Source organism: Flaviramulus sp. BrNp1-15 (genome assembly GCF_022259695.1).
Taxonomy (GTDB): Bacteria; Bacteroidota; Bacteroidia; order Flavobacteriales; family Flavobacteriaceae; genus BrNp1-15.
Genome location: NZ_CP092099.1, coordinates 2684704 through 2698617, shown reverse-complemented (window position 1 = coordinate 2698617; position 13914 = coordinate 2684704). Strand labels below are relative to the sequence as shown.

Sequence of the window (13914 nt, the reverse complement as noted above, 5' to 3'; positions counted from 1 at the left end):
AGCTGTTAATTTTTTAAGTGTTTAATAATTTTTGAACTTGATGGACTTGTAGAAGAGAAATAGTAATCTACTAATTTACCATCAGGGTCAACTAAATATTTTTGAAAATTCCATTTAACTGAAGAATTCTTTTTTCCGTTGTTTACTTCTTGAGTTAACCAAGTATATAATGGATGTTGGTTTTTACCCTTTACATCTATTTTTTCAGTAATTAAAAAAGTAACTCCGTAGTTAACTTCACAAAAAGATTCTATGTCTTTAGAATCACCAGGTTCTTGGTTTCCAAATTGATTACATGGTACACCTATAACTTGTAACTTTTCGTTATAATTTTCGTGTAACTCTTGCAAGGATTTATATTGAGGTGTAAACCCACATTTTGAAGCTACATTTACAAATAATATATGTTTCCCTTCAAAATTTGATAGATCAATAGGTTTTCCTGTTAAACTATTTATAGAAATATCATAAATAGATTTAACGTCCATCTTTTTTGGTTTAGCTTTAGAAAATAAAGTTGATAAGTATGCCATAAACGGATTCATATTTAAATTTTAAAACTTACAATACCACAATCCATTTCAAATATTTGACCAGATTGTGAAGCAGATTTTTCAGATATTAGAAATTCAGCCATATCTGCAACTTCTTCGGGATTCAAAAACTTTTTTAACGGATGCCTTTCCGTAATGTTTTCAATCATTTTATCATTACGTAATAATTTTGAAGCCAATTGTGTATTAGTAACTGTTGGCGCAATAGCATTTACACGAATAGTAGGCGCTAATTCGGCACCCAATGATTTTACTAAACCTTCAACACCAGCTTTAGATGTAGCAATACTTGCATGATAAGGCATACCCAACTTAGCCGCTACAGTACTAAAAAGTACCACAGCTGGATTATTACCGTTTTTTAATATTGGTAAATAGTTTTGAATAGCCTTTACAGCACCTAAAACATTGATTTCAAAATCCTCTTTAAAATCGTTGATACTGAGTCTGGAAATAGGTTTTAAATTAATACTACCAGGGCAATAAATTAAACCGTCTGCAGATTCAATTGTTGGAAAATCATCTTTAGTTACATCGCAAGAATAGTGAGTTAGATTAGCATGATTATCTTCTGGTGAAGTTCTACTAATATTTATAACTTTAGAATGATTGAGTAGTTTCTTAACTATGGCATTTCCAATGCCCTTACTACCACCTATAACAATTATTGTTTTCATATGGTTTCAGGGCATTTTTTTTAATTATGGCCTGCCCTTTAGCCTTTTTTCAATTTTTTGTTTAATTACTGTTAATCGTTTCATAAGATCCATTAACTCTGGATCCTTTTTTTCTTTATAAATAGAATTTAAACTTAATATTAAATTTTTAACTTCTCTAGACGATTCAATACGCTCACTTGTTGTTTTAAAAGTGTGTTTGCGTTGCTCGAATTCTAGAGCTTTATCAATAATCTCCATAACTTTTTAATCTTTAATCTAATTTTATTAGTCTGAGAAAACTATAGGTTTTCCCACAATTTGACAATATAATAAAATCTATGAGATTTACTATTTTTATGGTGATATTTTATAAAAAATTTAATAATTTATTTTATTTGATGCTATTTTTAATCTTTTTTCAAAAAATTAAGCAGTTAACGGCGCTCCTTTAAGTCGTTTTTCAACCTTTCTTTTAATTGCTGTTAAACGCTTCATGATATCCATTATTTTCTCGTCTTTTTTTACTTTATAAATCTGATTTAAATCTAGGATTAATGCTTTTGCTTCTCTAGATAGTTTAACACGATCACTTGTTGATAATGATCTCATTTTTCTTTGTTCAAACTCTAATGCTCTGTCTATTAAATCCATAATATTAATTATTTATATAGTTTTGTAATTCTGTTATTTTTTCTGGACTATTAAATTTACCTCCGTAGTATGTGGTTACTGTTGCAGAGGTATCGTCTTTAATACCTCGTGAAGAAACACACAGGTGTTTAGCATCAATAATTACAGCAACATCTTCAGTCTCTAAAATATTTTTTAGCTCATTTGCTATTTGATTTGTTAATCGTTCTTGTACTTGCGGACGCTTTGCGTAATACTGAACAATACGATTGAGTTTAGATAAACCAATAACCTTACCCGAAGAAATGTAAGCTACATGTGCTTTTCCAATTATAGGTACAAAATGATGCTCGCAGTTAGAATAAAACGTAATGTTTTTTTCAACCAACATTTGATTGTATTGGTATTTGTTATCAAACAATGCCACTTTAGGCTTATTTTGAGGATTTAAACCAGAAAATATTTCATCAATGTACATTTTTGCAACACGTTGTGGTGTGCCTTTTAGAGAATCATCTGTTAAATCTAATCCCATAACATCCATTATTTCTTCAAATAAAATAGCTATACGCTCTTTTTTCTCTGTGTCAGTTAACTTAAACGCATCTTTTTTCATGGGTGTTTCTAAACCTGTGTAAAGGTGTTCGTCTCCAATATCATGAATTGAAACCCCATTTAGTTTATGACCATTATTCTTGATTTTTAAAGTGTCTGTGCTCATATTTCTCTTTTTAGTGTGCTGTCTTAAAGAACTCATCTCTTTAATCAAAGCACGTTAACGTTTTGATATTGAGTTGTGTGTAATTTGTTTTTGTCTAGAACATTTAAATCTGCCTTTTTCAAAAGTTCTAAGTTTTTCATGTTTAGTTTTTCGACCTTGAACTCGTTTGCGCCACATTTTAAAACTACTAGGTTTCATTTCGGTTCGCATAAGTTCTATAACTTCTTGTTCTTTTAACCCAAATTGATAATTTATGGCTTCAAAAGTTGTGCGGTCTTCCCAGGCCATTTCTATTACTCTATCGGTATCTTCAATGCTTAAATTCATGTGTATTGAAAATCGTATTGCATGTCGTACTTAATTTTTTCATCCAATAATTTGTCGAAAAACTTTTTGTTTTCTTTAAATGTTTTATTGTTTTTGAAACGAATAAAATGACCTTGAGCATGAATGCTTGCTCCATTAATTTTGTAAAGTACCAAATGGTAATAGGGGATAGCCCAAGTAAAATTTTTTAAGCCTTTGTTTATGAATATTAAAATTCCTCCAGTTCTTAACTCTATGTTAGCATAATTAATATCTGAAACTAAATTCATGTATGTCTTTAGGTTAGGACTAACATCTTCAATAATCATTCTTTTAGATCCTATACCTTTCATTCTAAAGGATTCAAATAATGTAAAAGGTCTTCCAACTAAATCGTTTATAATTAACTTATTTTCTTTGTTTGTATGTGTAGAATCTAAAATCATATGTTATTGATTACATCAAATATACAAAATGTTTAACTTATTTTAAAATAAGTTAAACAAAATAATTTTCTATAATCGTATAGCTATTATTTATTGATATTTAGGTATTGGCTGTAGTATGCTTTTTTAATATGCGTAATCGTTCTTTTTTAACTAATGCATCATCACGCATATTCCATAAAGTATCAGTAGCTTTTTTTCTGGTAATATTTACATCTACAATAGGTTTTGGATAGTCTATACCTAGTTTAAAATTATAAAACTGTTGCTCTAGTTCTGTCATTAAGTAGGGTTGATGTATGAATACTGTATCTAGGTTTTTGAGTTCTGGAACCCATTTTTTTATAAATTCGGCATCCGGATCGTGTTCCAAACTATTTTTTATAGGATTGTATATACGTAGCATATTAATTCCTGTTTCCCCAGCTTGCATTTGCAGTTGCGGAAAATGAATACCAGGTTCAAAGTCCAGAAACATTTGCGATAAATGAGTAGTAGCTTCCTGCCAAGGTTGCCATAAATTGTGTGTGAAAAATGAAACTACCAGAGCACGCATTCTAAAGTTAAGATATCCAGTTTCATTTAAACAACGCATACATGCATCTACCAGTGGGTAACCTGTTTTCCCTGTTTTCCAAGCCGTTTGATATTCTTGAGATATACTTTTTTTTAATTTGTGAAACCCTTTATTTATACTGGCTTCTTCCATGGTGTGTTCCATTTCAAACTTTTGAACAAAGTGTGATTGCCATCGTAATCTAGACATAAAGGCTTCTAGCGCTTTTTTGTGTTTTGATGTTTTTTTAAGCTTAAAAGCTTGATGATAAACTTCTCTAACCGATAAATTCCCCCAAGCTATATATGGAGAAATTCTACTACAAGATGATCTTGACAATTCGGGTTTAGAAATATGAAACATGTAATTTATATAGCGTTCTTCAAAAAAGGAGTTTAAATATTTTAAACCCATTTGTCTTCCACCTTTTTGAAATGGTTTATTGGAGTTTGTTTCTAAGCTAGGTATTTTAAAGTTTTTCTCTAGTTCATTTATTTCTTCAATAGATAATAATTGATTTTCATCGGGTGAAAATGGTAGTGGTTCCATTTCGTAAAACATATTGCATAATTCTAACCATTTATCACGGTTTTTTAAACCACGTTGTACGCCATTGTTTATGTTTTCATGCCAATTAATAAGATTGTTTTTACAATAACGTTTAAATGACTTATCTCTATTGTAAGTAATTAAAATACCAGTTTCCTGATGTGAATACATATTAGTAACCTGATAGTTTGTTAATATTTGATTTATTGTAACAATAATATCAGCATTAACAGTCAGAACCTTGGAATTATATGTTTTAAGTTCTTCATTCAAATCCACTATGGATTCTTTAATAAAATCCCAATGGCGTTGGCTATAGTGATCGTCATTTATCAATAAAGGCTCGAATGCATATAGCAACAAAACACGTTTGCCTGATGATATAGCATTAAAAATAGCTTCATTATCGTATAGACGTAAGTCTCTTTTTAACCAAACAATATGTAAATTAGGTTTAGTATTCATTAGGGTTTTCTATTATATGTTTTGCTTTTTCCTTTATGTTGTTTAATTCTGTTTTATTCATTTTGTCGAGTAAGCTATACATCATACCCATTCTGTAATTATTGCCCAAAAAGGTTCTTTTATCATCTAAAAAATTCCAATACAAACTATTAAAAGGACAAGCATCATCTTCGGTTTTTTTATTTTTATTATAATAACAATTGCCACAATAATTACTCATTTTGTTGATGTATGAGCCAGATGATACATAGGGTTTTGTTGCAATTTTACCTCCGTCTGCAAACTGACTCATGCCTCTGGTGTTGGGTAATTGTACCCATTCAATGGCATCAACATAAATACCTAAATACCATTTGTCAACATCATCTGGATTTATTTGAGTAAGTAAAGCATAGTTACCAGTAATCATTAAGCGTTGTATGTGATGCGCATATCCATTATCTAAAGAATTTTTTATGGAGTGCTTTAAGCAATTCATTTTTGTGTTTCCTGTCCAGAAAAAATCTGGCAACTCATTTTTATTTTCAAGCGTATTCAGGTTTTTGTAATCGGGCATAAAAGCCCAATACATACCTCTCATATATTCTCTCCAACCAATTATTTGCCTTACAAAACCTTCTACCTGCGAGATATCAATACCATCTCCATGTTTTCGGTAATAATTCATTACGGTAGTAACCACATCTTTAGGAGAAATTAGTTTTATGTTCATGGCAAACGATAATCTTGAATGAAATAAGTAAATTTCATCAGTATGCATAGCATCTTGAAAATCGCCAAAATGAATAAGTAACTCCTCACAAAAATATTTGAGTTGTTGTAAAGCCTGGAATCTTGAAATAGGATAAGAAAACGTTTTTGTGTTAAAATTTCCAATGGTTTTAATTTTAGCATTATTTATATCCTCTAAAATCTCTGACACATCATTTTTAAATAATTTGTAATTTGGGATATTTACCTCACCTTTCCATTTGTTACGGTTGCTTTTATCATAATTCCATTTACCACCTTCGGGCTGGTCTCCAACCATTAATATATCATGCTTCTTTCGCATGTTACGGTAAAAATTCTCCATGAGATATTGTTTTTTACCATCAAAAAAAGTAGCTAAATCATCTCTTTTTGTATAAAAATGCTCAGTAGAATAAACTTCGGTTTTAATATTTAAGGACTTACAAATTTTTTTTAGTTGATTATCTAATCGATACTCATCAGGATATAAATATTCAAACTTCTCTATTTTGTTTTCTTCAATTAAAACTGAAAGGTTTTGAGTTAAGTTTTGGGTGTTCTTGCTATCATTTATTTTATAATATATTACCTTATGATTTTTGTCTTTTAAATTTTGAGCAAATTCTCGCATTGCTGCAAAAAAACCTATTACTTTTTGAATGTGGTGATTAACGTAGTCAGTCTCTTGGCGCATTTCAAATAAGCAATACACTACATCATCATTGGTTTGATTAAACCAAGAATGTTTTATATTGAGTTGATCACCAAGTAGGAGCCTAAGTGTTTTCATTTAAAAAAGGGTTTCTTGTAGCCAAAGATTTTGAAATTTGCCATTAGCATCATAACGTTCTGCCTGAAGTTCAACATTAAATTTTCTATCTCTAGGATCGTTACCAACTCCAGAAACGTACATCCAATTTCCGTAATTACTATGCACATCATAGTCTATGAGTAAGGATTCAAAATATGCTGCACCAATTCTCCAATCTAGCATAAGCTCTTTTGAAAAAAAAGAAGCCACATTTTGGCGTCCACGATTACTCATCCAACCTGTTTTTTTAAGCTCCTTCATGTTGGCATTAACAAATGTTGATTGGGTTTCACCATTAATCCATTGCTCAATTAGTTTTTCATCATTATTCCAATTATAATGTCTATTTAAAATGCCTCCAATTTTAAAAATGTTATTACCATGTTTTAAAGAAATGTATTTGAAATAGTCTCTCCATATCAATTCGAAAACGAGCCAATAGGTAGATTCGTTTTTAAAATGTATTTGTTCGAAATCTTTAACTTGCCAATAAATAGTTCTGGCAGAAATACTACCATTTGCTAGCCATGGAGAAAATTTTGAACTAAAATCTGTACCAACTAAACCGTTTCGTGTTTTTTTATAATAGCCTAGTTTTTTAGTTTCAAAAAAATAATGATTTAATCTTTCTAATGCAGAAGTTTCACCTCCTGTGAATGGAAATGCAGTGTTTGAGTGTGTTTCAAAAGATTTAAAACCTAAATCCTCAAGTGTTGGAATAGGCGTTGTATTAATTAAAAACTTTATTTTTTCAGCAGAATTACTATTTACAGATGGTTGGATACTACTGTTTTTTTCAACATGCTTTCTAAAATTGGTAAAAACATGAGGAACTTTAGTGAATGAAATTTTTACATCTTCTGGATGATAAAGAAACTGATCGAATAAACTTATACTTTTAACACTATTGGGTAATGATTCCTTAACTTGGTTTGTAACACTTGTTTCCTCGTTTGTCCATTCTTTTTGAAAGTAAATAGTACTACAATTATGATTACTTACAAGTTGTTGAATGATTATTTCTGGTTTTTCAATAAAAACAAATAATTCAATATTTAACTTTTTTAGATTTTTACGTAAATCCTGAATAGTTTCTATTAAAAATTTGGCTCTGTATTTTTCGCTTTTTTTAAATCCAAATTTTGAGGTTTGGTAATGTCTTGGATCAAAGCAATAGCATGCTATAATATGCTTATGATTACTAATGGCATGGTTTAAAATAACATTGTCATTTACTCTTAAATCATTTCTAAACCAAACTAAAGCAATGTTGTTTTGTTTCTCCTGCATTTTTCACTACAATATTTTACATGGTTCCAATTCTTTTCCCATTTTTTTCTCCAGTTGAAAGGTAATTTACAAACCGGACATATTTTTGTTGGTAAATGTTGTTTTTTGTGTTTAGACATCAACCAATTTGTTAATCATACCTTTAAAAATCAATCCATGAAAAGGTAGAACACTATACCAATATATTCGCCCCCAAAGTCCGCGTGGTCTAAAAGTTGCTGTTTGTTTTAGTAGATTGTCTTCTATTTTAAATTCTAACCAAGCTTCACCAGGGAGTTTCATTTCTGCATATAAGAGTAATTTTTTTTGTTTTTTATCGGCAAAAATCACGCGCCAAAAATCCAAAGCATCACCAGCATCTAGTTGAGATACATGAGTTCTTCCTCGCCTTAATCCTATACCACCAACCATTTTATCTATGTAACCTCTAATTCTCCATAGTATTGTACCGTAATACCAACCTGTTGTACCACCAATTCGCCATATTTTATCAATGGTTTTATTAGTGTCTTTTATAGGTCTTTCTTTAATATCTTTAAAACACCCATATTTTGGTACGTTTACATATTTGTGAAGGTTTTTCCGTAAGCGTCCGCTACTAATCATAGAATCTTTCCAGCTGGAAACAATACTGTTTTGTTCTATTTTTTCGAAAGCTAACTCTACAGCTTGCTTATAAGTTATAGGTTTTACATTTAGAGTTTTATTTATATTACTGGGTTTACCAATAATTTGAACTCCCATACTATCTACCAAAGAAGTTGCTAATTTATATGATGTTGAGGTTACAAAATACAACCAATACGATGATAATTTTGGTGTCATTACAGGTACTGTTAAAATGTAACGTTTTAAATTTCTAACCTCTGCAAATTGTAATAACATTTGTTTGTAGGTTAGAATTTCTGGACCAAATACATCAAACGATTTATTGTAAAGTTTCTCACGTCCAGCAGCTTTGTATAAAAAGGTTAACACGTCTCTAACCGCCAATGGCTGTGTTTTTGTATTTAACCATTTTGGAGCAATCATAAAAGGTAATTTTTCTACTAAATCTCTAATAATCTCAAATGAAGAACTTCCAGAACCTACAATAATTCCAGCTTTAAAAATGGTAGTCGCATACTTTTTTGATTTCAGAATATCTTCAACATTTTTTCTGGATCTTAAGTGTTTAGATAGCTCATCTTCATTGGTTATTCCACTCAAATAAATAACTTGCTTGGTATTTGTTGTTTCTATGTATGTTTTAAAATTTATAGCACAACTTTCTTCAAGCGATTCAAAATCTTTTGAAGAATTAGACATTGAGTGAATTAAATAATAGGCTATATCAATATCTTTGGGAATATTACTAAGTGTTTCTGGTTTTAAAAAATCGGCTTCAATGACATAAATAAGTTCTTCTTCGCTGTAGCTTTTATCAGCTCTCAATCTATCACGTACAACACAAATAACCTGATGCCCTTGATTTATTAAAAAAGGGATTAGTCTTTTGCCTATGTAGCCTGTAGCTCCTGTAACAAGAATTTTCATGTAAATTCATTATTGTTTTGGTCTTTGGTAACCAAAACGTTTTTTATGCTCTGGAATAGCGTAACCATCTAGTCCATTTATTGCTGCAACTTTAGCCTTAGATAAGTTTATAAAACCATCATCTTCAATAAGGTTATCGTTTATATATAATCCTATAATTTTACCAACAACTAAAATGGTGTTATTTGCTTTAATATTATACTCTTCAACAAATTTCATAGCAATTTGAACGGGTGCGCCTTTAACAAAGGGCGCAAAAAAGTTGTTTTTGTATTCTGAATTTAAATCAGTTACATTAAATTCTGATGTTGAAGCATTATATTTTGCTGAAGTATGGTGCGCATCTTTTGTAATGCTTTCATGAATATGATTTATTGTATAATACCCCGTAGCTTTTATATTCTCGTAAGTGTTTCTAACCACTGTAGTTGGGCGTAAAAAAAAGCCAAACATGGCAGGACTAGAGCCAATGTGAGTAACAGAACTAAAAACTGCAACATTTTCTATATTGGTATTAGATTTTGTACCAATTAAGTTGGCAGATTTATAACCAGAACAACTATTTATAAGATTAATTTTATAAATATGTTCTAATTTTTCAATATCATTCTCACTAAAATAGGCCATTATAAGTTTTTGAAATTGTTGATTTTAATGTCTTTAGCTTTTAAATCGAACATTAAGTTATAAAGTCCAAAAAATGTTCTGTTTATGTATATAAAATGCTTAGAACCACGATTTCCATTCATCTTTTTTAGATCTGTACTTTTTGAATAACGCTCGCCTAATTCTGCAATTTTACCAAAGAAATTAGCATCAGAAAAATCGAAAGTTTCGGTATGAAAAGGTTGAGTAAATAAGCTTAGCATCTCATAAAACATTTCTGTAAAAAATTCTAATTCTTCTTTACTGTCATCTGCTCTTAAAATTTCTAACTCATATAATTTTGAAACAAAATATGCTTTATTATCAATGTTTTCTTTTTTAGCTAGTTCGAAATAAGGTGTATAAAAATCCATGGGTATGGTTTTTATACACCCAAAATCTAAAGCTATTAATTCTCCTTTTTCAGATATTAAAAAATTTCCAGGGTGTGGGTCTGCATGTACTTTTCTTAACTTATGAATTTGAAACATGTAAAAATCCCAAAGTGCCTGTCCTAATTTATTTGATTTCTCTTGGTCTGTATTGTATGCAGTAAATTCAGAAAGATGCTCACCATGCATATAATCCATAGTGATTATACGCTCTGACGATAAGTCTTCATAATATTCTGGAAACTTTAAATTATCTATATGGGAGCAAGCTAAAGCAATTTCTTTGCTTTGTTTCATTTCTAACACGTAGTTTGTCTCCTCTACTAGCTTATTTTCTACTTCTTTAAAATATTTATCAGAATCTTTTCCTTTAATATTGAACATACTCATAGCAATGGGTTTAACCATAGCTAAATCTGATGCGATACTTTCCGCAACTCCTGGATATTGGATTTTCACAGCAAGTTTTTTCCCATTCTTTTCTGCTATATGCACTTGACCAATGCTGGCAGCGTTTACAGAAGTTGCGTTAAAAGTATCGAATATGTCATTTGGATGTTTTCCAAAGTATTTTTTAAACGTTTTTATAACAAGTGGTGGCGATAGTGGAGGAACAGAAAATTGAGCTAAAGAAAATTTCTCTACGTATGCTTGTGGCAGAATACTCTTTTCCATGCTTAGCATTTGAGCCACTTTAAGTGCACTTCCTTTAAGTTGTTTTAATCCATCATAAATATCGGCAGCATTGTTCTTGTTAAGGCGTTCTTTTGCTTCTTCTTCGGTATTTACAATTTTATCACCATAATATTTTAGGTAATTAACACCAACTTTGGCGCCTGTAGATACTAACTTAGTAGCACGTTGTATTTTACTTGTGGGTATTTTATCAATAGTTTTCATACACTTCTAATTCATTTGAAATTTTTCTTTAAACAAGAATTTACCTAAGTCTATTACACTTTTTAGAGGTGCAATATCAAGCACATCAAAAGTTGTATTTACAGACTTTTCAATGAAAATATCTGTTTTTTCGAAAGATGCAGAGGTGTCATCCAACCAAAATTTCATAGTTAAAAGTAGTTGTAACCACGCCGATTCTTTTAGGGCTTTTTCTTGGATTTTTTCAAGTTGTTCTTGTTTAATATCAAGCATTTGTATCCCCAAATCATTTATGTAACCTGTAAAATGATGTTTTAAACCAGAAAGTACTTTTAACCCTTTTAAGTTGTTTTTGTATTTATAAAGCACATGTTTAACATAGCTTCTGTTAGCTGTTAAGTTTTCAAAAAATGTGTAGTAAAAACTTAATAGTTTATTTCTGGCATCAAAAATTTTATAATCTTCACTTTTATTTAATGCTTCTATTGAGTTAGTGAAGAAAGCTTCAAAAATTCCTTTTTCTATAGCTTCAAAAGATGCAAAAAATTCATAAAACTTGGATTCTTCAAAGTTATTCGCCTTTGCAAATGCAAAAACTGATTTTGGGTTTTGGTCATGTTCTAAAACATAATCCATGTAAAAGGTTATAATATCGTTTTTTGTAATTGTTTTTTTCTTTGCCATAACACATTAATTTACAACAAAGATACAAAATGTTTAACAATTTTAATTAAAAGTTAAACAAAATGTTTTGTTAAAAGATATACTGTTAGCAATAAATGTCTTTTTTAAGTAGTTTGTAACTAAAACCAGCTATTAAAAACTATGGCTTTACAATAACAAATTTAATAGTAAATGTGCCTATTGTTATGAAGATAAATTGTTTAATACAAAGTTGTTTTTGCTTTAAGGACCTTTTGTTTTTCTCAAACAATATTATGTAAATTCCGACCTAAAGGTAACGCCATAATTGTTATTGTACTTCAATAATACAATACCTTATTTTAAGCTTTTGTTAACATTAAACGAAATTTTGATACGTAAATTTATAGCAAAACAATTAACCTTAAATTTTTAATAAAACACAAAATGAAAAAACTACTATTAATTCTATTGGCTTTTACAACGGTTTACTCTGTAAATGCCCAAATTCAAACACCAGCGCCTAGTCCGTCGTCTAAGGTGGAACAAATGGTTGGATTAACAACTGTAAATTTAGATTATTCTCGACCTGGAGTTAAAGGAAGAACTGTTTTTGGTGATTTAGTGCCTTACGGAAAAGTATGGAGAACTGGAGCAAATGCCAGAACAAAAATTACATTTAGTAACGATGTTGCTGTTGATGGTAAAGAACTTAAAGCTGGAACGTATGCGATATTTACTATTCCACAGGCTGATTCTTGGGAAGTTATTTTTTACACTGAATATGGTGGAGGCGGAGCGCCAGCTGAGTTAGATGAAACTAAAGTGGCTGCAAGAGTTAAAGCACCAGTTTATCCGGTTCCTTTTAATGTTGAATCGTTTACAATTGATATTAATAATTTAAAGAGCAATAGTGCTACATTAGAATTTATATGGGAAAAAACTTATGTTGCTGTTCCGTTTACAGTACCTACAGATAAAGCTGTAACTGCTGCTATTGAAAGTACTTTAAGTGGCCCAGGATTTAACGACTATTATGCTGCCGCAACGTATTATTTAAGTGAGGGAAAAGATATAGCAAAAGCTAAAGAATGGATGGATAAAGCTATGAGTATGAATGATAATCCACGTTTTTGGCAATTAAGACAACAAAGTTTAATTTATGTTAAAGCTGGAGATACAAAAGGAGCTATTAAAATTGCAAAGAAATCTTTAGCAGATGCTGAAGCTTCTGGTAATGCTGATTATGTTAAAATGAATAAAGATTCTCTTAAAGAATGGGGAGCAATGTAAAGTTTGGCTTCTTAGATCTTTAGAATGTTAGATATAAAAAACGCAACCAATTTTGGTTGCGTTTTTTGTTTAATCTTCATTTTCTAAAAAGAAAATGTCTTCAACCGGCTTTTTAAAGAGTTTAGCAATTTTAAGAGAAAGTACTGTTGAAGGCACGTACTTGTTTTTCTCCATAGCATTAATAGTTTGTCTGCTAACACCTATTTTTTCAGCTAAATCGGCTTGTGTCATGTCGTGTATGGCGCGCTGTACTTTTATATTATTCTTCATGACTTCTGGATTTTAATTTTAAGAAATTAAAACGGATAATGAAGAATATAAGAGGTGTAAACATGTTAAAAATTAAGACATGAAAATATGCAAGTTCATATATAAATAAAGTTACAAAAAGTAATATAATATAGTTTGCTATTATAGCCCAAACTAGTGAGTCTTTCCGTAATTTATAGATGAATTCGTCTTCAACTTTTTCTTTGGTAAATCCAACTATTAAACCTCCAATGATGATTAAAACTGTAATGAGCTCATCAATAATACTATTCTCTTGAATGTTGAATAAAGAGGGTTTATTGTTAACAGAAATGTTTAGTCCGTCATAAATTGAAAGGACTTTAGTCGTCAAAAAGTTAGATTCATAACCATCAAAAGTAAATATGATTCCAGAAATAATTCCGATAATAAAAAGTACCCAACCGAAGATTTTGTACTTGTGCGGTAATAAATAATTTGTTTTCATGATTTGTTCGTTTTAAAATTGATAAATCAAAAGTAAAATAAACTTTACATATAGACAAATAAAATTAACTAA

18 protein-coding genes are annotated in these 13914 nt (G+C 30.1%); 1 reads left to right on the top strand and 17 read right to left on the bottom strand.

The annotated features are described in order from the left end of the window. Positions 1 to 5: 5 nt before the first annotated feature. The 15 genes from MBM09_RS11895 to MBM09_RS11825 form a co-directional block, all read right to left on the bottom strand. Positions 6 to 533: a glutathione peroxidase gene (locus tag MBM09_RS11895; protein WP_238673950.1), complete on the bottom strand. Its 528-nt coding sequence runs from the start codon at positions 531 to 533 to the stop codon at positions 6 to 8. A gap of 14 nt (positions 534 to 547) precedes the next feature. Further along, on the bottom strand, positions 548 to 1231 hold the full coding sequence (locus MBM09_RS11890; protein WP_238673949.1) for an SDR family NAD(P)-dependent oxidoreductase: 684 nt from the start codon (positions 1229 to 1231) through the stop codon (positions 548 to 550). A 24-nt stretch (positions 1232 to 1255) separates the two neighbouring features. Continuing rightward, entirely contained in the window at positions 1256 to 1471 is a 216-nt protein-coding gene (locus tag MBM09_RS11885) for a hypothetical protein (protein WP_238673948.1), read from the bottom strand. A 168-nt stretch (positions 1472 to 1639) separates the two neighbouring features. Next, positions 1640 to 1864: a hypothetical protein gene (locus MBM09_RS11880; protein ID WP_238673947.1), complete on the bottom strand. Its 225-nt coding sequence runs from the start codon at positions 1862 to 1864 to the stop codon at positions 1640 to 1642. A gap of 4 nt (positions 1865 to 1868) precedes the next feature. After that, entirely contained in the window at positions 1869 to 2564 is a 696-nt protein-coding gene (folE, locus tag MBM09_RS11875) for a GTP cyclohydrolase I FolE (RefSeq protein WP_238673946.1), read from the bottom strand. 54 nt (positions 2565 to 2618) lie between these two features. Beyond that, positions 2619 to 2891: a TIGR03643 family protein gene (locus MBM09_RS11870; protein WP_238673945.1), complete on the bottom strand. Its 273-nt coding sequence runs from the start codon at positions 2889 to 2891 to the stop codon at positions 2619 to 2621. Further along, a complete protein-coding gene (locus MBM09_RS11865) occupies positions 2888 to 3316 on the bottom strand; it encodes a hypothetical protein (RefSeq protein WP_238673944.1) in 429 nt (142 codons plus the stop codon). Before MBM09_RS11865 ends, MBM09_RS11870 begins: the two co-directional genes overlap by 4 nt. Before the next feature lie 100 nt (positions 3317 to 3416). Further along, a complete protein-coding gene (locus MBM09_RS11860) occupies positions 3417 to 4886 on the bottom strand; it encodes a cryptochrome/deoxyribodipyrimidine photo-lyase family protein (protein ID WP_238673943.1) in 1470 nt (489 codons plus the stop codon). Then, on the bottom strand, positions 4876 to 6408 hold the full coding sequence (locus tag MBM09_RS11855) for a cryptochrome/photolyase family protein (protein WP_238673942.1): 1533 nt from the start codon (positions 6406 to 6408) through the stop codon (positions 4876 to 4878). The genes MBM09_RS11860 and MBM09_RS11855 overlap by 11 nt, the downstream gene beginning before the upstream one ends. After that, positions 6409 to 7719 carry a DASH family cryptochrome gene (locus MBM09_RS11850; protein WP_238673941.1) on the bottom strand — a complete coding sequence of 437 codons (1311 nt, stop codon included), beginning with the start codon at positions 7717 to 7719 and terminating at the stop codon, positions 6409 to 6411. After that, positions 7689 to 7838: a DUF2256 domain-containing protein gene (locus MBM09_RS11845; protein ID WP_238673940.1), complete on the bottom strand. Its 150-nt coding sequence runs from the start codon at positions 7836 to 7838 to the stop codon at positions 7689 to 7691. The genes MBM09_RS11850 and MBM09_RS11845 overlap by 31 nt, the downstream gene beginning before the upstream one ends. Next, positions 7831 to 9255, bottom strand: coding sequence for an SDR family oxidoreductase (locus MBM09_RS11840; RefSeq protein ID WP_238673939.1), 1425 nt, complete (start codon positions 9253 to 9255; stop codon positions 7831 to 7833). The genes MBM09_RS11845 and MBM09_RS11840 overlap by 8 nt, the downstream gene beginning before the upstream one ends. Before the next feature lie 9 nt (positions 9256 to 9264). Continuing rightward, positions 9265 to 9882 (bottom strand): flavin reductase family protein, encoded by a 618-nt coding sequence (locus MBM09_RS11835; RefSeq protein WP_238673938.1) that lies wholly within the window; start codon positions 9880 to 9882, stop codon positions 9265 to 9267. After that, complete coding sequence (locus tag MBM09_RS11830) at positions 9882 to 11192, bottom strand: AarF/ABC1/UbiB kinase family protein (protein ID WP_238673937.1); 1311 nt, start codon at positions 11190 to 11192, stop codon at positions 9882 to 9884. Before MBM09_RS11830 ends, MBM09_RS11835 begins: the two co-directional genes overlap by 1 nt. Positions 11193 to 11198: 6 nt before the next feature. Next, positions 11199 to 11855 (bottom strand): TetR family transcriptional regulator C-terminal domain-containing protein, encoded by a 657-nt coding sequence (locus tag MBM09_RS11825; RefSeq protein ID WP_238673936.1) that lies wholly within the window; start codon positions 11853 to 11855, stop codon positions 11199 to 11201. Positions 11856 to 12260: 405 nt separating this feature from the next. On the opposite strand from MBM09_RS11825, the gene MBM09_RS11820 reads away from it, so the two are divergent. Further along, positions 12261 to 13106, top strand: a complete 846-nt coding sequence (locus MBM09_RS11820; RefSeq protein ID WP_238673935.1) for a DUF2911 domain-containing protein — start codon at positions 12261 to 12263, stop codon at positions 13104 to 13106. Between the two features lie 69 nt (positions 13107 to 13175). On the opposite strand, the gene MBM09_RS11815 is transcribed toward MBM09_RS11820, so the two are convergent. Both MBM09_RS11815 and MBM09_RS11810 read right to left on the bottom strand, forming a co-directional pair. Continuing rightward, positions 13176 to 13376 (bottom strand): helix-turn-helix transcriptional regulator, encoded by a 201-nt coding sequence (locus MBM09_RS11815; protein ID WP_238673934.1) that lies wholly within the window; start codon positions 13374 to 13376, stop codon positions 13176 to 13178. After that, positions 13366 to 13842, bottom strand: coding sequence for a hypothetical protein (locus MBM09_RS11810; protein ID WP_238673933.1), 477 nt, complete (start codon positions 13840 to 13842; stop codon positions 13366 to 13368). Before MBM09_RS11810 ends, MBM09_RS11815 begins: the two co-directional genes overlap by 11 nt. Between the last annotated feature and the right edge of the window lie 72 nt (positions 13843 to 13914).